This window comes from Niallia sp. 01092, from assembly GCF_052318935.1.
In the GTDB taxonomy this organism is placed as follows: Bacteria; Bacillota; Bacilli; order Bacillales; family Cytobacillaceae; genus Niallia.
Window position 1 is genome coordinate 112,726 of sequence record NZ_JBQRKO010000006.1, and the last position, 24,400, is coordinate 137,125.

General features: G+C 35.6%; 21 protein-coding genes. 15 read left to right on the forward strand and 6 right to left on the reverse strand.

Annotated elements, in window-relative coordinates; translation table 11 throughout:
- Positions 1 to 49: 49 nt before the first annotated feature.
- Positions 50 to 874 carry a spermidine synthase gene (gene speE / locus ACTXGU_RS07645; RefSeq protein WP_443480911.1) on the forward strand — a complete coding sequence of 275 codons (825 nt, stop codon included), beginning with the start codon at positions 50 to 52 and terminating at the stop codon, positions 872 to 874.
- Between the two features lie 222 nt (positions 875 to 1,096).
- Here speE and ACTXGU_RS07650 read toward each other — a convergent pair whose 3' ends face one another.
- On the reverse strand, positions 1,097 to 2,230 hold the full coding sequence (locus ACTXGU_RS07650; protein WP_443480912.1) for a sigma-70 family RNA polymerase sigma factor: 1,134 nt from the start codon (positions 2,228 to 2,230) through the stop codon (positions 1,097 to 1,099).
- A 238-nt stretch (positions 2,231 to 2,468) separates the two neighbouring features.
- On the opposite strand from ACTXGU_RS07650, the gene ACTXGU_RS07655 reads away from it, so the two are divergent.
- Both ACTXGU_RS07655 and argS read left to right on the forward strand, forming a co-directional pair.
- Complete coding sequence (locus ACTXGU_RS07655; RefSeq protein ID WP_443480913.1) at positions 2,469 to 2,921, forward strand: DUF1934 domain-containing protein; 453 nt, start codon at positions 2,469 to 2,471, stop codon at positions 2,919 to 2,921.
- 2 nt (positions 2,922 to 2,923) lie between these two features.
- Positions 2,924 to 4,594, forward strand: a complete 1,671-nt coding sequence (gene argS / locus ACTXGU_RS07660) for an arginine--tRNA ligase (RefSeq protein WP_443480914.1) — start codon at positions 2,924 to 2,926, stop codon at positions 4,592 to 4,594.
- A 45-nt stretch (positions 4,595 to 4,639) separates the two neighbouring features.
- Here the strand turns inward: argS and ACTXGU_RS07665 are convergent, their stop codons facing one another.
- The gene (locus ACTXGU_RS07665; RefSeq protein WP_443480915.1) at positions 4,640 to 5,797 is read right to left on the reverse strand and encodes an ABC transporter permease; all 1,158 of its coding nucleotides are present in this window, start codon (positions 5,795 to 5,797) and stop codon (positions 4,640 to 4,642) included.
- The gene (locus ACTXGU_RS07670) at positions 5,787 to 6,539 is read right to left on the reverse strand and encodes an ATP-binding cassette domain-containing protein (RefSeq protein ID WP_443480916.1); all 753 of its coding nucleotides are present in this window, start codon (positions 6,537 to 6,539) and stop codon (positions 5,787 to 5,789) included. Before ACTXGU_RS07670 ends, ACTXGU_RS07665 begins: the two co-directional genes overlap by 11 nt.
- Before the next feature lie 195 nt (positions 6,540 to 6,734).
- On the opposite strand from ACTXGU_RS07670, the gene ACTXGU_RS07675 reads away from it, so the two are divergent.
- Positions 6,735 to 7,433, forward strand: coding sequence for a LytR/AlgR family response regulator transcription factor (locus ACTXGU_RS07675; RefSeq protein WP_443480917.1), 699 nt, complete (start codon positions 6,735 to 6,737; stop codon positions 7,431 to 7,433).
- A gap of 150 nt (positions 7,434 to 7,583) precedes the next feature.
- On the forward strand, positions 7,584 to 8,564 hold the full coding sequence (locus tag ACTXGU_RS07680; RefSeq protein WP_443480918.1) for a sensor histidine kinase: 981 nt from the start codon (positions 7,584 to 7,586) through the stop codon (positions 8,562 to 8,564).
- A gap of 193 nt (positions 8,565 to 8,757) precedes the next feature.
- On the opposite strand, the gene ACTXGU_RS07685 is transcribed toward ACTXGU_RS07680, so the two are convergent.
- Positions 8,758 to 9,486: a phospholipase D-like domain-containing protein gene (locus tag ACTXGU_RS07685; RefSeq protein WP_443480919.1), complete on the reverse strand. Its 729-nt coding sequence runs from the start codon at positions 9,484 to 9,486 to the stop codon at positions 8,758 to 8,760.
- 146 nt (positions 9,487 to 9,632) lie between these two features.
- The gene (locus ACTXGU_RS07690; protein ID WP_443480920.1) at positions 9,633 to 9,959 is read right to left on the reverse strand and encodes a hypothetical protein; all 327 of its coding nucleotides are present in this window, start codon (positions 9,957 to 9,959) and stop codon (positions 9,633 to 9,635) included.
- 218 nt (positions 9,960 to 10,177) lie between these two features.
- Here ACTXGU_RS07690 and rpoE point away from each other — a divergent pair, with 218 nt between their 5' ends.
- Entirely contained in the window at positions 10,178 to 10,759 is a 582-nt protein-coding gene (gene rpoE / locus ACTXGU_RS07695; protein WP_443480921.1) for a DNA-directed RNA polymerase subunit delta, read from the forward strand.
- 466 nt (positions 10,760 to 11,225) lie between these two features.
- Positions 11,226 to 12,830 carry a CTP synthase gene (locus tag ACTXGU_RS07700; RefSeq protein ID WP_443480922.1) on the forward strand — a complete coding sequence of 535 codons (1,605 nt, stop codon included), beginning with the start codon at positions 11,226 to 11,228 and terminating at the stop codon, positions 12,828 to 12,830.
- Positions 12,831 to 13,472: 642 nt separating this feature from the next.
- On the opposite strand, the gene ACTXGU_RS07705 is transcribed toward ACTXGU_RS07700, so the two are convergent.
- Positions 13,473 to 14,000, reverse strand: a complete 528-nt coding sequence (locus tag ACTXGU_RS07705; protein ID WP_443480923.1) for a DUF2529 domain-containing protein — start codon at positions 13,998 to 14,000, stop codon at positions 13,473 to 13,475.
- A gap of 444 nt (positions 14,001 to 14,444) precedes the next feature.
- Between ACTXGU_RS07705 and ACTXGU_RS07710 the strand changes: the two genes are divergently transcribed.
- The 8 genes from ACTXGU_RS07710 to prmC all read left to right on the forward strand — a co-directional run bounded on the left by ACTXGU_RS07710 (position 14,445) and on the right by prmC (position 24,138).
- Positions 14,445 to 14,810: a response regulator gene (locus tag ACTXGU_RS07710; protein WP_443480996.1), complete on the forward strand. Its 366-nt coding sequence runs from the start codon at positions 14,445 to 14,447 to the stop codon at positions 14,808 to 14,810.
- Positions 14,811 to 15,073: 263 nt separating this feature from the next.
- On the forward strand, positions 15,074 to 15,931 hold the full coding sequence (locus ACTXGU_RS07715; protein WP_443480924.1) for a class II fructose-bisphosphate aldolase: 858 nt from the start codon (positions 15,074 to 15,076) through the stop codon (positions 15,929 to 15,931).
- Positions 15,932 to 16,839: 908 nt separating this feature from the next.
- A complete protein-coding gene (locus tag ACTXGU_RS07720) occupies positions 16,840 to 18,126 on the forward strand; it encodes a UDP-N-acetylglucosamine 1-carboxyvinyltransferase (RefSeq protein ID WP_443480925.1) in 1,287 nt (428 codons plus the stop codon).
- 1,133 nt (positions 18,127 to 19,259) lie between these two features.
- Positions 19,260 to 20,534, forward strand: coding sequence for a transcription termination factor Rho (gene rho, locus ACTXGU_RS07725; RefSeq protein ID WP_443480926.1), 1,275 nt, complete (start codon positions 19,260 to 19,262; stop codon positions 20,532 to 20,534).
- Positions 20,535 to 20,740: 206 nt separating this feature from the next.
- Positions 20,741 to 20,941, forward strand: a complete 201-nt coding sequence (gene rpmE / locus ACTXGU_RS07730) for a 50S ribosomal protein L31 (RefSeq protein ID WP_443480927.1) — start codon at positions 20,741 to 20,743, stop codon at positions 20,939 to 20,941.
- Between the two features lie 211 nt (positions 20,942 to 21,152).
- Positions 21,153 to 21,764, forward strand: a complete 612-nt coding sequence (locus ACTXGU_RS07735) for a thymidine kinase (protein WP_443480928.1) — start codon at positions 21,153 to 21,155, stop codon at positions 21,762 to 21,764.
- 429 nt (positions 21,765 to 22,193) lie between these two features.
- The gene (gene prfA / locus ACTXGU_RS07740; protein ID WP_443480929.1) at positions 22,194 to 23,267 is read left to right on the forward strand and encodes a peptide chain release factor 1; all 1,074 of its coding nucleotides are present in this window, start codon (positions 22,194 to 22,196) and stop codon (positions 23,265 to 23,267) included.
- Positions 23,260 to 24,138, forward strand: coding sequence for a peptide chain release factor N(5)-glutamine methyltransferase (gene prmC, locus ACTXGU_RS07745; protein ID WP_443480930.1), 879 nt, complete (start codon positions 23,260 to 23,262; stop codon positions 24,136 to 24,138). The genes prfA and prmC overlap by 8 nt, the downstream gene beginning before the upstream one ends.
- Positions 24,139 to 24,400: the final 262 nt, after the last annotated feature.

A 24,400-nucleotide genomic window follows, 5' to 3' on the forward strand; every position in this document is an offset into this window, starting at 1 on the left:
TGGGGAGTATGAGGAATGATAGAAAGAAAAAAAGAATGGGGGATATATAATGGGAATATGGTTTACAGAAAAACAAACAGATCATTTTGGCATTACGATGAAAATTAACCGAACTTTACATACAGAGCAAACAGAATACCAAAAGCTGGATATGGTAGAAACAGAAGAGTGGGGAAATATGTTATTGCTAGATGGAATGGTCATGACGTCTGTTAAAGATGAGTTTGTTTATCATGAAATGGTGGCACATATACCTTTGTTTACACACCCTAATCCTGAAAATGTGTTAGTAGTAGGCGGTGGTGATGGTGGTGTAATTAGGGAGGTATTAAAACATCCAAGCGTAAAAAAAGCAACATTGGTTGATATAGACGGAAAGGTAATCGAATACAGCAAACAATATCTTCCGGAAATTGCAGGGATGTTAGAGGATAAAAGAGTGGAAGTAAAAGTAGGTGATGGTTTTATGCACATCGCTGAAAGTGAAAATGAATATGATGTTATTATGGTAGATTCAACTGAACCTGTAGGACCAGCAGTAAACTTATTTACAAGAGGTTTTTATGCTGGAATTTCTAAAGCGTTAAAAGAGGAAGGGACTTTTGTAGCGCAATCAGATAATCCATGGTTTAAAGCGGATTTAATTCGCTCCGTTCAAAAAGATGTAAAAGAAATTTTTCCAATTACTAGATTATACTTGGCGAACATTCCTACTTATCCAAGTGGTATATGGGCGTTCACAATCGGATCAAAAAAATTTGATCCATTAGAAGTGCCAGATAGCCGTTTCCATGATATCGAAACGAGATATTATACAAAGGAAATACATAAAGCAGCATTTGTATTGCCGAAGTTTGTGAAAGATCTAATGTAAGTGAGTTTCAAAAAGGAGATAAAAAGAGCCGAATAAGTCGAAGCGTAGAAGTCACTTCAAGCAATGAACACAGCAAATAAAACAAGTGAAAAAACTCGTTGAAAGAAACGAGTTTTTTCTACTAAATTCTCAGGTTGATTCACGACATGCTCTATTAAGGCATGAAGACTTGCGAGGAGTAGAGTGTTTGTCGACATCCTGAAATTATACGCTTTTGCTTGGTTATTTCTCAACCATTGAAAACAATATCTTTTCCATTTCTTCTTTAGATAAAGTATCCGCAATCATTACAATTTTATATTTTTTATCTGGTACAGTTATTCTCATCCCTGTGATATTGCTGCTTGAATAGTAACAATAATCCATTGTATATCCATTTCTTTCATATGACTCTGTATGCTCAAAGTGCCATTCTTCTATTGTGTCTTTTACTTGGTCGTCTATTTTCTGCTGTTCTGTAATGAATCCGCCGAATTTCTCGCTTCTATATTGTAATGTGACAGTCGGATCATGCCCTATGTTATTTTCCGAAGTTTGTGCTTTTTCCCACTCTAATTTATATCCTTCCGGGATATAGGTTGGTCGGTTTATAGGGTAACTGGACATTTTTTGTGCTTCTTCAAATGTATGTTGCGTTAGTTGCGCTATTCTTTTTTCGTATTTTTCTATTTTCTGTAGAATAGTATCGTTCTTCTTTTTCTCTTCAGAAGTTAAGGAATGTCTATTTTCGTCTTGCATTTTTTTGATTATTTTTAAACCCTCTTTTTCTAGTTGAATATACTCAGAAAACTCTTCTTTCGTCAAAACCTTTTTTGCTAATTCCAAATGAGTTTCTAAATAGGGAACAAAATGATCCCCACCATCTGGTAATTCTTCTTTTGAGCCAAAAATTTTATTTATTAATGTATCTGCCGCTTCTGCGAAATAATAATTTCCTAAAGTTAATGGTAAAATTATTATCAAAATAGAAGCAGCAGTGCCGATAATCCATTTTGGGAAATGTTTCTTTTTCTCTTTTGTTAAATGCAGAGAGAGATCTTTATCATTTGAACTTATGAACTCTGTATTTTCTGTTTTCATAGGAACAACTTTCTGCTCTTTTCTCAAAAAACTAATTGCAGAGTTAATGGCTATCTTAATTAGCCACGTTTTAAAATATTCTGGTTTTTTCAAGGATTTTAATTTACTGAATGATTTATAAGCGGTCTCTTGAACAATATCAAGGGCATCATTTTTATTTCTTACATACACATACGCAATTCGATATAAATCTTCTTCATATTGTTGGAAAAGAGTTATGTATGCTTTCTCATCACCCTTTTGTGCTTTTTTTACTAAGTTGTAAATGGTAATCACCTCTTTTTTTGATTTCTAATTATTAGACAGTCTTGTTGACTATTTGGCTTTAATTAGCTAAAAATTTATTTTTCGATTAGCGGGATATGAATAAGGAAGAAAAGGATTGTTTTTTCTGCAAAATGTACTATATAGCATTTAATAAAAGTATAACTTTTCCTAGATTATCCTCACCATCTTGCACTTCCCCTTTAAAAAATTTATACTTATAAAGTTATACACAGTAAACGAAAAGGAAGTGTTGCCGTTGTCAGCTTTATCAGCGGAACAAGTGCCTGTTAAAATACATGTAACAACCCATATATACAACGGGAAGAATAAAGAGAGCATTGAGTGGATTGGGTTTGGACAATATTTAGAAAAAGATAATAGTAAATATATAAAGTATGAAGAAATTATAGAAGAAGGCTCCATCAAAACCATTATTAAGATAGCAGAAAAGGAAGGATTGATCCTTCGCAGCGGGGCCGTAAAAATGAGGCTTTCCTTCATGCTGAATAAGCTGCGAAATGGCAGTTATGAAAGTCCATACGGGGTTTTTCAGCTAGTTACTGATACAAAAAGAATGACGCTGGAAAAATCGCCGAATCATACGTCAGGCACCTTTGATTTATTATATGACCTAAAAATGCAAGGCAATCAAAATGGAACGTATCATATGACGATAATTTTCAAGGAGGAGAAAAAATAAGCATGAATATAGTTGACCAAATAAAAGAAAATTTAAAGCAAGAGATTAAAGTAAGTGTTATAAAAGCAGGATTAGCAGCAGAAGAGCAAATTCCTGAAGTCGTTTTAGAACTTCCAAAAGATAAAGCACATGGAGATTATTCAACCAATATGGCGATGCAATTAGCGAGAGTGGCAAAAAAAGCGCCGCGTATGATTGCAGAAGCTATCATTGGAAATTTCGATACAAGCAAAGCGTCTATTGAAAAGTTAGAAATTGCCGGACCTGGATTTATCAACTTTTATATGAACAACAGCTATTTAACCGATTTAATTCCGACTATTTTAAAAGCAGATGAAGCATATGGTCAAACAAATGTTGGAAACAAAGAAAAGGTACAAGTAGAGTTTGTTTCTGCAAACCCAACAGGAGACCTGCATTTAGGACATGCTCGCGGCGCTGCCGTTGGTGATTCATTATGTAATATTTTAGATAAAGCGGGCTATGATGTATCAAGAGAATATTATATTAATGATGCTGGAAACCAAATTAATAACTTAGCATTATCGGTAGAAGCACGTTATTTCCAAGCGTTAGGTGTGGAAAAAGAAATGCCGGCAGATGGCTACCATGGAGAAGATATTGTTGGCATCGGCAAAAAGCTAGCGGAAGAATTCGGTGAAAAGTATGTAAATGTTTCTGAGCAAGAACGTTTTGACTTTTTCCGTGAATATGGTCTGAAATACGAGATGGCAAAACTAAAACAAGATTTAGAAGACTTCCGTGTGCCGTTTGATGTTTGGTATTCAGAAACATCCTTATACCATAATGGCAAAATTGATGTTGCCCTTAATACGTTAAAAGAAAATGGCTACATTTATGAGCAGGATGGTGCGACATGGCTGCGCTCAACCGATTTTGCTGATGATAAAGACCGTGTTTTAATTAAAAATGACGGATCATACACTTATTTAACTCCTGATATCGCTTACCATAAAGATAAGCTGGAAAGAGGATTTGAAAAGCTTATTAATATTTGGGGAGCAGATCATCACGGGTATATCCCGCGTATGAAGGCTGCAATTCAAGCGCTTGGCTATGATAAAGACGCGTTGGAAGTAGAAATTATTCAGCTTGTTCATCTATATAAAAATGGTGAAAAAATGAAGATGAGTAAACGTACAGGGAAAGCGGTAACGATGAGAGACTTAGTAGAGGAAGTTGGTCTTGATGCAACACGCTACTTCTTTGCGATGAGAAGTGCGGATACGCATTTAGATTTTGACTTAGATTTAGCAGTATCTCAATCAAATGAAAACCCTGTTTACTATGCACAATATGCTCATGCCCGCATTTCCAGTATTTTAAGACAAGGAAAAGAGCAAGGCATCGAGTTGACAGACAACTTAGATGTGGCACAAATTGCAGCCGAAAAAGAATTTGATTTGCTGAAAAAATTAGGCGAATTCCCACAAGCGGTTGGAGAAGCAGCATTAAAAAGAATGCCGCATAGAATTACTAACTATATTTATGATCTAGCATCCACATTCCACAGCTTCTACAATGCGGAAAAAGTGTTGGATGCAGATAACTTAGAAAGAACAAAAGCAAGATTAGCACTTATTAAAGCAACACAAATTACATTAAAAAATGCATTGCGCTTAATTGGCGTATCTGCACCAGAGAAAATGTAAGAAGCATCAATAAAAGGATTGGCGACCTGCGCCAATCCTTTTTATTTAGTTCATTACCCATTTATCTTTCAAAAATAGCAGCCTGCCCAGTAAAAAGACAATTACCATTACAATAATATTGCTTCCAAAAGTAATGAAAATATGTTCATAATTTAAAATGCCAAATATTAATTCTTTTAGTAGGCTGAATAAATTCATAATAGGTATGGCAAAATGTTTGACCTTCAGTTCGTTTATGCCAAGATTGGATGTAAACATCAACGGAAAGACAGTGAGCATCATAATAGGTGTACTGTAGCTCTGTGCTTCTTTGATTGTTTTGCCGATAATGCTTGTCAGCATGTGAAGAGAAGCGACAAACATTGAATAAATAATCGTAATCAACAAGGAGAATCCAATAGTTGCCAAATAATTATTATCAAAATGAATAGCTTTTTTTAAGTTTTCCGTTAAAAAAGTAATTTCCAGCACAACAACTATTAGTGTAACAACCCCGGTAATTGTACCGATTGTTGTAATGGTTAACCATTTGGCGAATACTAAAATGGAGCGATTAATTGGCGTCATTAATAATGCTTCCATCGTTTTTTTCTCTTTTTCGCCTGCGAACAAATCAGCAGCAGAAGGACCTGAACCTACACCGATGCTAATCGCTAATATTAATGGGATAAGCATGGCAATTACATTGATCGTTGGATCTTCAGCAGAAATTTCTTTTTGCGTTATTTGGAAAGGCTGAATGATATTTGTTGCAACACCTTCTTTTTCCAAACGCTCAAACACAATCGATTTTTCATATTGAGATAATGCGTTCGTGACAAGTGATATAAGAGTTGAAGAACTCTGGCTAAAAGTATCTCCGATAATGGTTATATTTGTTTCTGTTCCATTTTGAATATTAGCAGAGAAATGTCGATCGAAAATAAGAGCCGCCTGAGCTTCGCCTTTTTGCAATGTTTTTTCCGGATTAGCAACATGTTTTAATTGAAGATTCTCACTTGTTTTTAATACATTTTCAACTCCTTTATCTAGTGATGAATCAACAGCTAGTGTAAAAGTTTCGCCTTCACCGTTGGATACTAGCTTTTCATAAAAAAGCGTTAAGCCAGTCATCATAATAATTGGCAAGAATACGGTTAATAATAGTGTTCTTCGATCTCGAAAACAATCTTTTATTTCTTTTATATATATTTTAAGAAACATAGCTTTGACCTCCTCTTACAAGCTTGCTCATAAAAATATAGTTTAAATCCCTGCTGCCTTCTGAAGTATATAATTGCTCTAAACTGCCATGATGAACGAGCTCTCCTTTATGCATCATCGCAACAGAATCGCATAACATGCTTACTTCTTCCATTATGTGGCTGGAAAAAATAATCGTTTTTCCTTCTCGTTTTAATTGATGGACAAGCTGGCGGAAAACGTTGGAAGAAGTAATATCCAATCCTGTCGTCGGCTCATCAAATAAAATAATTTCTGGGTTGTGAATTAGAGTTCTGGCAATAGCAACCTTTTGCCGCATCCCTTTGGAAAAACCGCCAACTTTTCGATTTAAATAATCCTTCATCCCAAACATTTTTGCCAATTCATCAATACGCACTTTTGTTTCATGCTTGCTTAAGCCATACAAGGCAGCAAAGTATACTAAGTTTTCTTTAGCTGTTAATCGGTCATATAACCCGGTTTCTCCACCAAAAAGTACACCAATGCGTTTTTTTACTTCTTCTGGTCTAGTGTTTGTAGCATAACCGGCAACGATGACTTTTCCTTCAGTTGGCTGTAGTAGGGTGGCAATAGTGCGAAGAAGAGTAGTTTTCCCTGCACCGTTTTCCCCTAATAAACCAACTGTTTGCCCTTTTTCAACGGTTAAGGATACATGCTTTAAGGCAGTGACAGATGTTTTTTTATCACGAAATTTTTTGGTAACCTCTTGAATATCAATCAAACTCGTTCACCTCTAATTGTGTTATTGCTTTTATCATACAAAGATACAGTGGAAGATTCTGCGGATATGTCGTGAAAATGCCTTTTTATGTCGCGAAAAGGTTAAATAAAAAGATAAAAATGATAAAATAGATAAGTAATTCCAAATTTAGAAATTATAGCGTTTGGCAATGGAAAAAGAGCGAGGCGGTAAAGCATGAGGATTGGTCTAGTAGATGATCGAGTGATTGATTTAGATAAATTAAACGGAATTGTTTCGAGTATTCCAGAAGCAGAAATTGTTTTTTCTACTTTATCGGCAGAAGAAGCATACGAGCAAATCAAAAAAGAATCAATCGATCTATTAATTGCGGATATTGAAATGCCGAATCTTTCTGGCTATGAATTGGCAGATATTATTCATGCACATGCATTAAACATTACAGTGATTTTTGTTACCGCAAACAGCGGATATGCGGTGCATGCTTTTGAACTGAATGTTCATGACTATATCATGAAGCCATATTCAAAAGAAAGACTAGTACAATCGATTCAGAGATTAATAGAAAAAACACAAACGGCAGAAATTGCAGGCAGATTATATGTAAAACAAAAAAGTGATATACATATTATTCAAAAGAAGGAAATTATTTTTATTGAACGATCGGGACGTGCAACGACTATTTATACAAAATCAAATGCGATCAAAACGTATCAAACATTAAATGAGTTAGAAGGAGAATTAAGAGAAAGAGATTTTATCCGATCACATCGTTCCTTTATTATTAATATTCACTATGTGAAAAACTTTTCTTTATATGCCAAAAATTCCTATACCGTCACATTTGATGGAATAGAAGAAAAAGCAATGATAACAAAAGATAAAGTCGAATTTATACAAAATAATTATTTTTAAGGCTGTTTTCTCAAAGTTTGTTATTTTTTCATAAAAAAACAATTTGGAAATGTATTTCTTGGCAACCTGCATACACGTAGACTCCTGTGGGAATGCGTTTAAAAGCAATAATCTATACGAAAACAGCCATTTTTAAAGGTGGGAAGATAGTTGAAAACAGAAAAAGTCTATTGGGGGCTTATTATACTGCTTGCAATCTTTCATGTACGATTATTCATTATGTCCTTTTACTGGAATAATATTATTTTTATCAGCCTTATTGCTGTTATAATAGCAAGCTGTTACTTAATCTCCAGCAAAATTATTGTTCATTCTCTGTTTTATGAAAAGAAAATAAACGGACTGTTGTGGCTGCTGCAACTGCTGGTAATCACTTTGGCTTTCGTTCTGCCCGATTCTTTTAAAGTTCTAGCAATGGCTATGTTTATGGTGATAGAAATATGCCGATATATTACGTTAAATTCGTTCGTTTCCTTAAAACAAAACGTAAATCAATTGGAGGAGGAGCGGATTCACATTAATGAAACCTTCCGAATTGTGCGGAGTGAAAGACATGATTTTCTTAAGCATATTGCTGCTGTTCATTTTATGATGGAAAGCAAAGAATACAATAATGCAAAACAATATTTAGATCAGTTGGTAGAAGGGTATAAGGAAACAAATTTATCTATTAAAGGGGAAAAAGGAGCAGTAGCTGGAGTGCTTCATAGTATTTACAGACAGGCGAAAGCAAGTGGAATAGAGGTTGCATATGATCTCGATTTGCCAGTATCTACACTGCCAATGGCTGATAAAGAATTGGTTGCGATGCTAAGCAACTTACTAACAAACGGTTTGGAAGCATGTCTTGAATGGAGACAAAAATATAATAAGATGCCATTGTTGTCTCTGCAATTTTATAAAAGAAGCGGCATTTACATATTAATTTGTAGAAATGATAGTCTTTCAATTCCTGTTAAAATACTGGATGAATTATTTAATACATACGGACTGTCCACAAAATCAGGAGCGAATAGAGGATACGGTACAAAAATAATCGGAAATATTGTAAAACAACATCATGGTTTTTTAGATTTTGTTTATAAAGAAGAACAGTTTATGGTGAAAATAAAATTCCCTGCACTAACATGAATTAGAGTGTGAAATCGTTATTTTCAAAGGCTGTTTTCGTATAGATTGTTGTTATTTACCCCGCAGCCTGAATACACTTCGCTTTCCGCCGACGAGTGCCGATCCTCCTCGTCGCTATGCTCCTGCACAAGTCTCGTCTTTCTCGCTTTTCCCGCAGGAGTCTACGTGTATTCAGGCTGTAGCATCTACCACATTATAAAAACGGAGAAATAATGTATGCTATTTTTTCTTTTATCCATCCCCAAATAGTTCGTCTTGCAATATCTTCATAGAATATCTCATTAGACTCTTTCATATCGTTGGTTAGAATTTCATTCATCCGCTGAATAAAAAGTGGATCATAGATACTGCAATTTATCTCATGATTAAGAAAAATACTTCGCTTATCAAAGTTAGATGACCCAATGAAACATATTTCCTCATCCACTAAAATACATTTTCCATGAAAGAAACCATGCTTAAACTGGAAAGCACGGGCGTTTTCGGAAAGTAGGATTCTTAAAAAAGGATAGGAAGCTTCTTTTACAAGAATATGGTCTGAATTTTTAGGTAGAAGAAGGGTGATGGAAACATTCCGTTTCAATGCAAACATTAGCTCGTTCATTATTTTTTTGCTTGGGATAAAATAAGGAGTTCCAATAATAAGGGAACTTTTTGCATGGCGGATTAACTGAGACAATACTTCTTCTAAATACTTTCCTTGTGAAGGAATGGTTTGGTGTCTTGATTTCCCTTTTTTTTGTTTTGGAAAATAATCGTCATTTTGCAGTAAATTAATTTTGGATGCTTCCAACCAATCAATTAGGAATTCTCTTTGTAAATCCTCGACTCCTTCACCTGTCAGCTTTAGATGATAATCTCTCCATGGACTTAGTTTAAGATTTGCATGTATATAGTCCCTGCCAACATTAAACCCTCCCATAAATCCGATATTCCCGTCAATGATCGTGATTTTTCGATGGTTTCTTACTTGTAGGGAATAAAATAAAAACGGGAACTTTGGAATTTGACAAAATCGAAATTGAACTCCCGCAGCTTCAAGTTTTTTAGTTGTTTTTTTTCTGACAATTAAACTGCCCAGCCAATCAAGGATGAGGCAACTTCCACACCTTCTTTTGCCTTTTCCTCTAATAATGATAAAAATTCATTGCTGAGGCTGTCCGCTTTAACCGTATAAAACAAAATATGAATATGATGTTTGGCGTCTTTAATTGCCGAAAATAAATCGGGAAATAATTCTGTTCCGTCTCTATATAAATGAAAGTCTGTATTACGAAAGGCATGGTTATGTCTGTTAATTTGTGTCAGGTTGTGTTTTCTCCCAAGGGAAAAATCGATATATATATATACGATTATTATAATGAAAATGATAATAATGAAAAGTAGTAAGTTCATTTTGTTCCTCCCTTAAGTATTAAGTATTTCCAAAAAGAAAAAATTTCTAACAAAATGTCATATTAATTAATAGAGAAGATAAATTTTAAAAGAAAAGTCAAATAATCCTTAACTGAAACTAGCATATTCACCAAGATATTGTTTATAATGGAGAATATGTATTTTTGCTCTGATTGCTTCAAGTAAAAGAGTTTAGATAGAGGAAGGAAGTGCAAGAAATGAGTGTAGATAAATACACAAAAGTAGAATTACAAGAAATGTCGTTAATTGATGTTGCATATGAATTATTAAACGGTGGAAAAACACCTTATTCCTTTCACGAAATTGTGAGTGAACTAACAAAGATTTTAGATTTAACAGAAGAGGAAGTAAATGCAAAAATTGCACAGTTTTATACAGATATTAATATTGATGGACGTTTTCTTTCTTTAGGTGATAATCGTTGGGGATTAAGAATTTGGTATCCTGTAGATAAATCAGAAGAAGAGATAGTAACAGTAACAAAACCGAAAAAGAAAAAATCGAAAAAAGCAGTTGAAGAAGATTTTGATGATTTTGACCTGCTTGAAGATGAAGAAGATTATGATGACTTTGAAGATGACGATGATGACGAACTTCTAGATGACGACGATGATAATGACGATGATGATGATGATGATTTATTAGATGACGATCTTGTAGAAGAAGATGATGATTTTGAAGAAGATATTGAAGATGAGTATGAAATCGATGACGAAGATTTAGATGAAGAAGATGATGAGGACGACTTTGAAGAAGAGGAAGAGGAAGACAATAAATAAGTCCCTTGACTTTTAAAGTCTATGCTTGTAAAATCATTTTTGGGCTCCTTAAAAAAGGAACGATCTTATATTTGTTAAACAGCGCTCCCTTACTTTTTTAGAAGTAAGAGGGGCTTTTTTTATTTTTTATAATAGTTTAGGCTGTTTTCTAAAAGTTTGTTTTGGGAATAAAATAACAAACGTGGTTGAAGCACTGAGCAGCCTGAATACACGTAGACTCCTGCTTAGAAAAGCGAGAAAGACGAGACTTGTGCAGGAGCATAGCGACGAGGAGGCTCGGCACTCGTCCGCGGAAAGCGAAGTGTATTTAGGCTGCGGGGTAAGTAACAACAATCTATACAAAAAGAGCCATAGTTTATAACTATTTTATAAATGCATCTGCTATATCGTGTCAATCCTCTGTGAAAAAATATAATCTTTAAAAAAGAGGAATATGTACAAACTGATAAATAAGGGGGATTTAAAAATGACAAAATATATTTTTGTAACAGGTGGTGTTGTTTCATCACTTGGAAAAGGGATTACAGCAGCATCTCTTGGCCGTTTATTAAAAAATCGTGGAGTGAGCGTAACGATTCAAAAGTTTGATCCATATATAAATGTGGATCCAGGAACAATGAGTCCATATCAGCATGGAGAGGTTTTTGTTACAGATGATGGTGCAGAAACAGATCTTGACTTAGGACATTATGAGCGCTTTATCGATATTAACTTAACAAAATACAACAACGTTACAACAGGTAAAATTTATTCGACTGTATTACAAAAAGAGCGTCGAGGGGATTATCTTGGAGGAACGGTTCAAGTTATTCCTCACATTACAAATGAAATTAAAGAAAGAGTATATCGAGCAGGGCGTGAAACAAATGCAGATGTTGTCATAACGGAAATTGGTGGAACTGTAGGGGATATTGAGTCATTGCCATTTTTAGAAGCGATTCGTCAAATCAAAAATGACATTGGCAGAGAAAATGTTATGTATATTCACTGTACATTAGTACCGTATATTAAAGCAGCAGGAGAAATGAAAACAAAACCAACACAACATAGTGTAAAAGAACTTCGCAGCTTAGGAATACAGCCAAATGTTATTGTTGTAAGAACTGAAAAAGAAATTTCACAGGATATGAAAGATAAAATTGCTTTATTCTGTGATATTGATACAAAAGCAGTAATTGAATGCCGTGATGCGGATACATTATATACGATACCATTAGCATTACAAGATCAAAACCTAGATCAAATCGTATGCGAACATTTAAAATTAAACTGCGAAGAAGCAGATATGACAGAATGGATTCAGTTAGTAGATAAAGTCCGCAATCTATCTAAAACAACAAAAATTGCCCTTGTAGGAAAATATGTTGAGTTGCAAGACGCTTATATTTCTGTTGTAGAAGCATTAAAACATGCAGGTTATGCTTTTGATGCTGATATTGAGATTGATTGGATCAATGCGGAAGAAGTAAAGGCAGAAAATGCTGCAGAGCTTCTTAAAGATGCAGATGGAATTCTAGTTCCTGGAGGATTTGGCGATCGTGGAATTGAAGGGAAAATTTTCGCAGCACAATACGCTCGTGAGCAAAAGGTTCCATTCTTTGGAATTTGTTTAGGTATGCAAGTAGCTTCTATTGAATTTGCTCGAAACGTATTAGGTTGGGAAGGAGCTCATACTTCTGAAATTGAGGAAGATACAGCTTACCCAATCATTGACTTGCTTCCAGAGCAAAAAGATATAGAAGATTTAGGCGGAACACTTCGTTTAGGATTATATCCTTGTAAAATAAAAGAAAATACAAAAGCATTTGAAGCGTATCAAGATGAAGTGATTTATGAAAGACATCGCCATCGTTATGAATTTAATAATCAATACCGTCAAGACATGGAGAAAGCTGGATTTATTTTCTCTGGAACAAGCCCGGATGGTCGTTTAGTAGAAATTGTGGAATTAAAAGATCACCCTTGGTTTGTAGCATCTCAATTCCACCCAGAATTTATTTCAAGACCAACTAGACCACAGCCATTATTCCGTGACTTCGTGGGAGCCAGCATCAAAATGGCAGAGAAGTAAGAAAAGCGGAAGCGCCTTGATCAGCCCTGAAGAAAAATGTTCATTTGACTCAAAAGTGCTTTTTACTTTTAGAGTCGAAGGGTTATTTTTCATAAGGGCTAGGCGTTGAAGCTAGACAAAGAAAAGCAGAAGCGCCCGTTTAGCGACGAACGGACTGGAGCACTCCGAACGAGATAAAGGAAACACGAAGAGCGAAAGCGATTCGATGTTGACTTATCGTAAGGAGGAGAGCGAAGTACGAGAGTCGTTGGGCGCTGCAGCTAGACAAAGAAAAGCGGAAGCGCCCGTTTAGCGACGAACGGACTGGAGCACTCCGAACGAGATAAAGGAAACACGAAGAGCGAAAGCGATTCGATGTTGACTTATCATAAGGAGGAGAGTGAAGTACGAGAGTCGTTGGGCGCTGCAGCTAGACAAAAGAAACGGATAATTTACATCCTTTATAGAACATAGAAAAAAGCTAACGAGAATGAAAAGTGTAAACTATCATTTGAAGTTAGCTTTTTTTCTAATCCATTATTTTTTGTCCCACTTATCTACGATTCCTCTATTCTTTATAAGAGGACTGAACCAGTGTCTTCACAAATTTAAACAAACGTTTGATTAAAAATCTATATGTAGATATGATGGAGTGTTTTCAGCTTATAAATCGTATTCTCTTAACATTTCATCTATCGTGAATTTGATTCCATAATAAGCATACAAAGCACACATTAGTGCTGGATATCCATATCGGTTTCCATCTTCGTCTGGCAGTAAAGCTTTTTTTAGCGTTAAATCAATATGCACATCCGCAATATTTTGTATTCCTTCTTCTTCCTCCGACAGGATGGTCGATATGGAGACAAAAGAAATATGACGGCGATGAAGCTGTTTAGCAAAGTCTAATACTTCCGGATCAGCAGAAGTTCTAGAGAGTAGCAGAAATCGGTCGCTTTGTGAAATGTCAGCTAAATCCTGGTCTTTCCAAGCTTTTGCATGCTGCAGCGGTTCGGCGCTTTTTGTTGCTTCACTAATTACGCCACTCATTTCATTAGTTGCAAACAAATAAATAGTACCATCACCTACAATTGCTTGAGCAAGCAGACGAGCGCTATCTTCTATCGATTCCTCCTTGTCTTGAATTCTTTTAAATAACCCACTCAACTGGGTGGAAAACATTTTCAGCAATTTATAACCCTCCATGAATTGTTTTGATTTTAGCTGTTTTCTCAAAGTTTGTTGTTTTTTACGTGAAAAAAGGGGAGAAGAAGTACTCAGCAGACTGAATACACGTAGACTCCTGTGGGAATGCGAGAAAGACGAGACCCCACAGGAGCGTATGCGACGAGGAGGCTCGACGCTCGCCCGCGGAACGCGAAGTGTATTCGGGCTGCGAGTTTAAAAGCAACAATCTATACGAAAACAGCCTCATTAAATAATAACTTAACATTCGACAGGAAAATCTGCCAAAAAGCGCTATTATAACCTAATTGTATTATAAGAAAAGGAAGAGAAAAGGTAAAATTTTAGAAGATAGCAGGAAATCTTGACCAATTAGTAGAAAGTTATCTAAAGTTAAAAGAAGAAAAAAGTTGAAAAATATGGGGATTGTTAGAAAGGAAAGGTAGGTTTATTATGAAAGGAAAAATATTGATTGTAGATGATCAGTTTGGGATACGGATACTTTTAAATGAAGTATTTCAAAAAGAAGGATATGATACATTTCAAGCGGCAAATGGTGTGCAAGCTTTAGAAATTGTAACAAAAGAAACACCGGATTTAGTATTATTAGACATGAAAATACCTGGTATGGATGGTATTGAGATACTAAAAAGAATGAAAAAATTAAATCAGGAGATCCGTGTGATTATTATGACAGCATACGGTGAACTTGATATGATTCAAGAAGCCAAAGACTTAGGTGCACTAACCCATTTTGCAAAACCTTTTGATATTGATGATCTTAGAGATGCGGTAAAAAAATATATTCAAAAGTAAAGGAAGTTAGCATATAAAAAATACATATTATCGGAAAAAAGTAAGAATATAGCAAAAAAACACTTGGTTATTTGTGACAATTTAGAAAAAGTTGATGGAATAATAGCATTTCTTCACTTATTTTGGTATGATACAAATGAATTTAAAAGGAAAATGATTCGTTTGGATTTACTTAGGGTAATAAATACATATTTTACTTCCTTTAGGGAATTTAATAAGCTTACCTTGTAAAAAAGGACGATCATAAATAAGGAGGAAGAAAAATGCCTTTAGTTTCAATGACAGAAATGTTAAACAAAGCAAAAGCAGAAGGATATGCTGTTGGACAATTTAACTTAAATAACCTTGAGTTTACTCAAGCTATTCTTCAAGCTGCAGAAGAAGAGAAATCTCCTGTAATTTTAGGGGTTTCTGAAGGTGCAGCACGTTATATGGGTGGTTTTACAACAGTTGTAAAAATGGTAGAAGGATTACTAGTAGATTACAAAATCACTGTACCAGTTGCAATTCATTTAGACCATGGTTCAAGTTTTGACAAATGTAAAGAAGCAATCGATGCAGGATTCACTTCTGTTATGATCGATGCTTCTCATCATCCATTTGAAGAAAACGTTGAAACTACTTCAAAAGTAGTGGAATATGCTCATTCAAAAGGTGTTTCAGTTGAAGCTGAATTAGGTACTGTTGGTGGACAAGAAGATGATGTTGTTGCTGAAGGTGTTATTTACGCTGATGCAAAAGAATGTGATGAGCTAGTTAAACGTACTGGCATTGACTGCTTAGCTCCAGCTCTAGGTTCTGTACATGGTCCTTACAAAGGGGAACCAAACCTAGGATTCGCAGAGATGGAAGAAATCGGAAGCTTAACTGGTATGCCATTAGTATTACACGGTGGAACTGGAATTCCTACAAAAGACATTCAAAAGTCTATCTCTTTAGGAACTGCTAAAATCAACGTAAATACTGAAAACCAAATTGCTTCTGCTAAAGCAGTTCGCGAAACTTTAGCTGCAAAACCAGAAGAGTATGATCCACGTAAATATTTAGGACCAGCTCGTGATGCAATTAAAGCTACTGTTGTTGGTAAAATCAAAGAGTTCGGATCTTCAAACAAAGCGTAATAAAAGAAAAACGTAAACGCCTTGTTCAGCCTTGAAGAAAAATGTTTTATTTTCTTTATTTTTAATGAAACCGCCTGTTTTGGGCGGTTTTGTTCCTTATAAATTGACAGGAGACTGTCGAAAATAATGCAAATAATGAAGAATCCTTTCTAAAATAAGTATCGAAGAAGTCAAGGAAGGAAATAATAAACACTATTACTAAGTTAAAAAAATAGATAGTTGTTTTTAGATTATCTATTGTTTAACTTAGAATGGAAATTACTTTAGAGAAGTTAATAGGATTAATTTCTGAAAAAAATCCTCTAATATTTTCTTCTGATTAACAAAAGAAAATATATTACTGCGTACTCTTCAACTTTTGTCACGGTTCAGTTCTTTTATGCTTTTTCAAAGATTAGAAAAGTAAACCTTTATCATGTTAGGCAATAAATAGTAAGCTTTATGGTCTAGTTATTTTGTTAAAGGTGAAAAGAATCCCCCCTTTAACACTTGATAACCATTACATAATATTTGTCCTTTTCCTATTAAGATTACTTTTTGGTATAATAATGTAATTAGTATAAAACAAAGATTTTACGTCCAAGCCTTGATTCAATTTTTATAGTGCGAGTTCAAAAAGGAGGACAAAAAGAGCCGAGAAGTTCAAGGAAGCAACGCCTAGAGCATCAGATTTCTATAGGATGTGATGACTTCAACGTTGCTCACAGGACGTGAGCGTTTTTAGTAGAAGGATCCTCTATTTAAATACTTGAGAAGCGGATAAGCAAACTGACGCTGAAAATCGCAAGCTTATGTTCCCAAACTTTTTGAACAACCTCTGATATGTTTTGTTTGTACAAAGTTTTTATATATGTGCTTTTATGTACATAACTTGTACTTGTTTTGCATGGCTTAGAAGGGAGTTAGAAATGGAAAAACTTATGATTGCAGGTGGATCTCCATTAAAGGGAACTGTTCGAATAAGTGGAGCAAAAAATAGTGCTGTTGCTCTTATACCAGCAACTATTTTAGCTGATTCTCCAGTTACTATTGAGGGATTACCTGACATTTCTGATGTACAAATTTTAAAAGAAATTATGGAAGAAATAGGCGGGTCTGTATCGCTTTCAGACTCAGATATGACAGTTGATCCAACATCTATGATTTCAATGCCTATGCCAAATGGGAAGGTGAAAAAATTACGCGCTTCCTATTATTTAATGGGGGCAATGCTGGGCCGATTTAAAAAAGCTGTAATAGGATTGCCAGGCGGCTGCCATCTTGGACCACGTCCAATTGATCAGCATATTAAAGGCTTTGAAGCACTTGGAGCACAAGTAACGAATGAACAAGGAGCGATCTATCTTCGAGCTGAAGAATTAAGAGGTGCGCGAATTTATTTAGACGTTGTCAGTGTTGGCGCTACGATAAATATTATGCTTGCTGCAGTAAGAGCAAAAGGCAGAACGATTATTGAAAATGCAGCGAAAGAACCGGAAATTATCGATGTGGCTACTTTATTAACGAATATGGGAGCAAAAATTAAAGGTGCCGGCACCGATGTTATTCGAATTGAAGGGGTGGATCAATTGCATGGCTGCCGTCATACGATTATTCCAGATCGTATTGAAGCGGGAACCTATATTATTATTGGTGCTGCAATTGGCGAGGGCATTTTAGTTGATAATGTCATTCCTCAGCATTTAGAATCATTAATCGCAAAACTTAGGGAAATGAATGTTCATATTGAATCAAGCGATGATCAAATATATGTAAGGTCTAATCCTGATTTAAAAGCAGTAGATATAAAAACATTAGTGTATCCTGGGTTTCCGACAGACTTGCAACAGCCTTTTACTTCTCTTTTAACAAAAACAAAGGGTACAAGTATGGTCACGGATACAATATATAGTGCTAGATTTAAACATATTGATGAATTACGGCGAATGAATGCAGCAATTAAAGTAGAAGGACGCTCCGCGATTATTCATGGACCTGTTCATTTACAAGGAGCAAAAGTAAAAGCGAGTGATTTGCGAGCAGGAGCCGCGTTAGTCATTGCGGGTCTCATAGCTGACGGAGTTACTGAAGTTACAGGGCTTGAACATATAGATAGGGGTTACAGCAACTTAGTAGAAAAGCTTAATGGCTTAGGTGCAACGATATGGAGAGAAAATCTGTCTCAGGAAGAGTATGAGCAACTGAAAAATACGTAAATAAAGGGAGCATAATAGAAAGATGATCATGGAGTTGGTTGTGTTATGGAATTTGCGTTAAAAGGGTGCGGATGACACAGGCAACTTCAGATATGCTTAATTAATTCACGTATATTGGAGAAAAGCTACTAGGCATTGATTATGGTTTTGATTCGTTATAAAGAAGAAAAATCGATGCTGTAGGAGTCTGAAATACATTAGCAGCCTGAACAAGGCAACTTTTTATGCTTCTGATATGTATCTTTTGGGAAAACAATGGAATTGGTATTGGATATGAATTAGTGGATAAATTTAATTATTTGTATGGAAGAGTTAGTGAAAGTGATGCTGCTTTACAGATGGTGCTCTAATTTAAGCAATCTTCTTTATATTTGGCTATGTTAAAGCTCATTGTTGATGTTGGCACGATGTTGATTGGAGTGGAAGGCGTGAGACTCCTGCGGGAAAAGCGAGTCAGAGGGAGACCCCACAGGCGCACAGCGCCGAGGAGGCTCCCGGACCGCCCGCGGAAAGCGAACGCCTGGAACGGAAATGAACAGCCAAGTTTAACAGAGCCTTATATTTAAACATTTTATAGTATATAAAAGTTGAATAAGAGATAAAATGGTAAAACTTAAGGGGCCGAATTTATTCACAAAAACGGCGATAAGACCCGCGCAGAAGGAAGTTTTACTTATTCCTCTATCCTTTCAAAAACATTATTTCCTTTTGAAAAAATGAATAGTAAAGTTGTGCTAATAGTTTGCTTTCCAAAAGGTATCTAATTTAGAAGCAAGCGAACGAACGAAGAGATTTGAAGCTTTAATTTGGTGGCTTTTTGAACATATTTACTTATTTTAAAAAATATTGTTGCACATTTTTTATAGGAAGAGTTAAAATAGAGATTGCTTTTGGTAGATTCTTTTTACGTTAATGTATTTTTGTTTATGGATTTTTTTCATCTTGTGTGAAAACAATATGTAAACAGTTCGTATAAAGAACAATTCTTTTTATGTTATTACTTCAATTTATTCTCGCATCAACAATGCATTTCTTCACATTGCCTCAAAAAGATGATAAAAACATTCCTTTCCTAATATTAATGCTCGAAACAATGGTAGGAATAACTGAAAATTTAAAAGAGTGGTGTCAAAATGGGATTAAACATATCTAGTTTAGAAAATATGAAATTAAAAGAGCTATATGAATTAGCACGTGAATATAAAGTATCATATTATAGTAAGTTAACGAAAAAAGAATTGATTTTCTCCATCTTAAAAGCGAGAGCGGAACAAGAAGGCTATTTCTTTATGGAAGGTGTTTTAGAAATAATTCAGTCGGAAGGTTTTGGGTTCCTACGACCAATAAACTATTCTCCAAGTTCCCAAGACATCTATATATCTGCATCGCAAATTAGAAAATTTGATTTAAGAAATGGAGATAAAGTTTCAGGAAAAGTACGCCCGCCAAAAGAAAATGAACGTTATTTTGGTTTGCTGCAAGTAGAAGCAGTAAATGGAGATGATCCGGATGCTGCCAAAGAAAGAGTGCATTTTCCAGCATTAACTCCATTGTATCCAAATCGTCAAATGAAGTTAGAAACAACACAAAGAAATGTTTCTACTAGAATAATGGATGTATTAGCGCCTGTTGGGTTTGGGCAAAGGGGTCTTATTGTTGCACCGCCAAAAGCAGGGAAAACAATGTTAATTAAAGAAATTGCCAATAGTATTACAACGAATCATCCAGATGCAGAATTAATTGTATTATTAATTGATGAGCGTCCAGAAGAAGTAACAGATATCGAAAGATCGGTTACAGGGGATGTTGTAAGTTCGACATTTGATGAAGTGCCTGAAAATCATATTAAAGTGGCAGAACTTGTATTAGAAAGAGCGATGCGTCTTGTAGAGCATAAACGAGATGTTATTATTTTAATGGACAGTATTACAAGGTTAGCACGAGCATACAACCTCGTAATTCCTCCGAGTGGTCGAACTTTATCTGGTGGTATTGACCCTGCGGCTTTTCACCGTCCAAAGCGTTTCTTTGGTGCTGCACGTAATATAGAAGAAGGCGGTTCGTTAACGATTTTAGCAACTGCTTTAGTAGATACCGGTTCACGTATGGATGATGTAATATATGAGGAATTCAAAGGAACTGGTAATATGGAGCTTCATTTAGATCGTTCTCTTGCAGAAAGAAGAATATTCCCAGCGATCGATATTCGCCGCTCTGGAACGAGAAAAGAAGAATTGCTTATCCCGAAAGAGCATTTAGATAAACTATGGGCTATTCGTAAGTCGATGTCTGATTCGCCTGATTTTGCAGAGCGATTTTTACGTAAATTAAGACAAACAAAATCAAACGAAGATTTTTTTGCAGTGTTAGCAGAACAAATGAAAGCCGGCACAGCTAAAAGATCTTAATAGATTTAAAACCCAAGTAAGTTATTTAAACTTAAAGGTAGTAAATAATAGATTTTTTATAATTATTCGATTCATAATGAATCGAGTTGCAAAATAGAAATGTCCTTGCTATAATGAACACAGTGTGTTTTTAAAAATTAACAATGAAATTTCATTGTTTTATAACTCTGTTTCGAAAGTTGCAGGGCGGAAGGAGATGAAAAGGAATGAAAGCAGGAATTCATCCTAATTATAATCAAATTACGGTGAAATGTGCGTGTGGAAATGAGTTCACAACTGGTTCTGTTAAAAAAGAAATGAAAGTTGAAACTTGTTCTGAGTGCCACCCGTTCTATACTGGTCGTCAAAAATTCGCTGAAGCTGGCGGACGTGTTGATCGTTTCAACAAAAAATACGGCCTTAAGTAATATTAAATGTCAAGAACAGGCAAGAAGTTTTTATTCCTTGCCTGTTCTTTCTTTTATGAATAAATTAATTCTAACCTTACACGATAAGCTGTTTAAGAATAGAAGGAAATACATATATGTTTTCCCTTCTATCCTTAAGTGTCTTATGTTTTTGTTGACGAAATAAACGGAAGAATTTTTGCTGAGTTGTTTTTTGGGAAGGAGTGGTTTCATGTATGTAATGAAACAGCATGGATGGGTAGAAGTGATTTGTGGAAGTATGTTTTCTGGAAAATCGGAAGAACTCATTCGTCGTATAAGAAGGGCAGAATTTGCCAAACAAAAAATTATTGTATTTAAACCGAAAATAGATAATCGTTATAGCGAGGAGGCGGTTGTGTCTCATAATGGTACGACAGCAAATGCTATTCCTATCAGCAAATCTGCGGAAATTTTTAAATATGTAACAGCAGATATTGAATTAGTAGCGATTGATGAAGTGCAGTTTTTTGATGAGGAAATCGTGGATGTCATTCAACATTTGGCAAATAGTGGTCATCGTGTAATTTGTGCAGGACTTGATCAAGACTTTCGCGGTGAACCTTTTGCGAGAATGCCGGATTTGATGGCTATTGCTGAGTTGGTTACAAAACTTCAGGCAGTTTGTGCTGTATGTGGCTCACCTGCAAGTCGCACACAACGCTTAATTAACGGTTCGCCAGCGTCTTATGATGATCCGATTATTTTAGTTGGTGCATCAGAATCCTATGAACCACGCTGTCGTCATCACCATGAAGTGCCTAAAGCCCCTCAACTGCTAAAAAAACAAGACAGTAATTTGTAACAATTTGAACCTTCCGACATTGGGAGGTTTTTTTACAGGTAGGCTCTGTTAAACGATAATGTTGTTTTTGTCTATATTTGAAGCACCGAGCAGCAGGAATACACGAAGACTCCTACGGGAAAAGCGAAATAGGCGAGACCCCGCAGGAGCAAAGCGACGAGGAGGCTTGGCATTCGCCCGTGGAAAGCGAAGTGTATTCCTGCTGCGGATCTTCTTTTAAAATCAACATTAAAAATTAACAAAGCCTTAAAATGAAAAATATGTACCAAGAGAGAACCAAAAAATAATGAATTCGCATTCTTTTCTGGGGGATAAAAAAACTGCCCATAAATGCTTGACTCAATCGAAAGTAGGCTTAATTTGGTTTTGACGGGGGTTATCGCCTATAATATAATTAATACGTTATGGAGAAAAATGAGGTGAAGATTCGTGTTTGATCGTCTACAAGCTGTAGAGGACCGTTACGATAAGTTAAATGAGTTATTGAGCGATCCTGAAATTGTTAATGATACAAAGAAATTGCGTGATTATTCGAAAGAACAATCCGATATCCAAGAAACGGTTGAAGCATACCGGGAATATAAAGAAGTAAAAGAACAGCATAAAGAAGCAAAATCAATGTTAGAAGAAAAATTAGATGCGGAAATGCGCGAAATGGTGAAAGAAGAATTAGATGAAACAGCTTCGCGTATTGAGGAACTAGAAGCACGTTTGAAAATTTTGCTTATTCCAAAAGACCCAAATGATGATAAAAACGTTATCATGGAAGTTCGTGGTGCTGCAGGTGGAGACGAAGCAGCATTATTTGCTGGTGATTTATTCCGCATGTACAGCCGTTTTGCAGAAGCTCAAGGATGGAAAATTGAAATCATTGATGCAAGCTCAACAGGGGTTGGTGGATATAAAGAGATTATCTTTATGATCAATGGTAAAGGTGCTTATTCAAAAATGAAGTTTGAGAATGGTGCACATCGAGTACAACGTGTTCCAGAAACAGAATCGGGCGGCCGTATTCATACATCAACAGCAACAGTTGCTTGTCTGCCAGAAGCGGAAGAGGTAGAGATAGAAATTCACGAAAAAGATATCCGAGTAGATACGTTTGCTTCGAGCGGACCAGGAGGACAAAGTGTTAACACTACGATGTCTGCAGTACGCTTAACCCATTTGCCTACTGGTACAGTAGTATCTTGTCAGGATGAAAAGTCGCAGATCAAAAACAAAGAGAAAGCGATGAAAGTATTACGTGCCCGTGTTTATGATAAATTCCAACAAGAAGCACAAGCAGAATACGATCAACAACGTAAATCTGCCGTTGGAACGGGAGATAGATCGGAGCGTATTAGAACGTATAACTTCCCACAAAATCGTGTCACAGACCATCGTATTGGTTTAACGATTCAAAAGTTAGATCAAATTCTGCAAGGGAAAATGGACGATGTTATTGATGCGTTAATTTTTGAAGAACAATCAAGCCGTTTAGAAAGTGCTTCTGATGTGTAAAAATAGTCCGGTAAAAATTTTTGAGGCCCTAAAATGGGCTTCTTCTTATTTACATGAACATAATCGGGAAGAATACGCAGCAGAATTGCTGTTAAGACATGTACTTCAAATCAGCCGGTCTGAAATGTTAATGAACTTTCGAGATGACATGAATTTGGAGGCATTGTCTGTATTTAAAAAATATATTTATCTTCATGCGGAAGGAACACCTGTTCAATATATTATCGGGTATGAAGAGTTTTATGGACGAAAGTTTAAAGTAAATGAAGAGGTTCTTATTCCGAGACCGGAAACAGAAGAATTAGTAGAAGCTACTTTAAAAAGAATAAATACACTTTTTAAAGGGAAAAATGGTTTAAAGCTAGCTGATATTGGAACTGGAAGCGGTGCAATTGCTGTTTCTATGCAATTAGAAGAACCGAGTCTATTAGTGACTGCAACAGATCTTTATTCCCCTTCTTTGCAGGTTGCAAAAGAAAACGCGTCTATTTTAGGTGCAGATAAAATCCAATTTGTGCAAGGCGATTTGCTTGCTCCTTTTATCGAACAAAAACAAACATTTGATATTATTCTTTCTAATCCTCCGTATATTCCAGAAAGTGACCAAATGGAGATGTCGGATATCGTAACAGAACATGAACCACATCGAGCTTTATTTGCAGGGGCTGATGGACTGATGATATATAGAAGATTATGCAAGGAACTTCCCTCAGTATTAAAAAAACAAAGTTTAGTTGGTTTTGAAGTTGGTGCAGGACAAAGTAAAGCAGTATCTGCTTTATTGCAGACAGCGTTTCCAGAGGCAAATATCGAAGTGGTATTTGATATAAATGGAAAAGATAGAATGGTTTTTGCAGAGATTGGATTTTAAGTAGAGAATAACCACTTTTAACTATTGGATAAATAGTTGGAAGTGGTTTTTTATTAAGGCTGTTTTCTCTAAGTTTGTTGTTTTTTACGAAAAAAATGGGAGAAGAAGTACTCAGCAGACTGAATACACGTAGACTCCTGTGGGAATGCGAGAAAGACGAGACCCCCCACAAAAGCGAATGCGACGAGGAGGCTCGACGCTCGCTAAACGGACGAAGTGTATTCAGGCTGCGCGTTTAAAAGCAACAATCTATACGAAAACA

Bases quoted from the DNA above. Each gene is read 5' to 3' on its own strand.
- ACTXGU_RS07715 (WP_443480924.1), top strand. From the start codon at position 15,074: ATGCCTTTAGTTTCAATGACAGAAATGTTAAACAAAGCAAAAGCAGAA.
- ACTXGU_RS07665 (WP_443480915.1), bottom strand. From the start codon at position 5,797: ATGTTTCTTAAAATATATATAAAAGAAATAAAAGATTGTTTTCGAGAT.
- speE (WP_443480911.1), top strand. From the start codon at position 50: ATGGGAATATGGTTTACAGAAAAACAAACAGATCATTTTGGCATTACG.
- ACTXGU_RS07685 (WP_443480919.1), bottom strand. From the start codon at position 9,486: ATGGGAGGGTTTAATGTTGGCAGGGACTATATACATGCAAATCTTAAA.
- ACTXGU_RS07720 (WP_443480925.1), top strand. From the start codon at position 16,840: ATGGAAAAACTTATGATTGCAGGTGGATCTCCATTAAAGGGAACTGTT.
- rpmE (WP_443480927.1), top strand. From the start codon at position 20,741: ATGAAAGCAGGAATTCATCCTAATTATAATCAAATTACGGTGAAATGT.
- ACTXGU_RS07735 (WP_443480928.1), top strand. From the start codon at position 21,153: ATGTATGTAATGAAACAGCATGGATGGGTAGAAGTGATTTGTGGAAGT.
- ACTXGU_RS07675 (WP_443480917.1), top strand. From the start codon at position 6,735: ATGAGGATTGGTCTAGTAGATGATCGAGTGATTGATTTAGATAAATTA.
- rpoE (WP_443480921.1), top strand. From the start codon at position 10,178: ATGAGTGTAGATAAATACACAAAAGTAGAATTACAAGAAATGTCGTTA.
- ACTXGU_RS07700 (WP_443480922.1), top strand. From the start codon at position 11,226: ATGACAAAATATATTTTTGTAACAGGTGGTGTTGTTTCATCACTTGGA.
- prmC (WP_443480930.1), top strand. From the start codon at position 23,260: ATGTGTAAAAATAGTCCGGTAAAAATTTTTGAGGCCCTAAAATGGGCT.
- rho (WP_443480926.1), top strand. From the start codon at position 19,260: ATGGGATTAAACATATCTAGTTTAGAAAATATGAAATTAAAAGAGCTA.
- argS (WP_443480914.1), top strand. From the start codon at position 2,924: ATGAATATAGTTGACCAAATAAAAGAAAATTTAAAGCAAGAGATTAAA.
- ACTXGU_RS07690 (WP_443480920.1), bottom strand. From the start codon at position 9,959: ATGAACTTACTACTTTTCATTATTATCATTTTCATTATAATAATCGTA.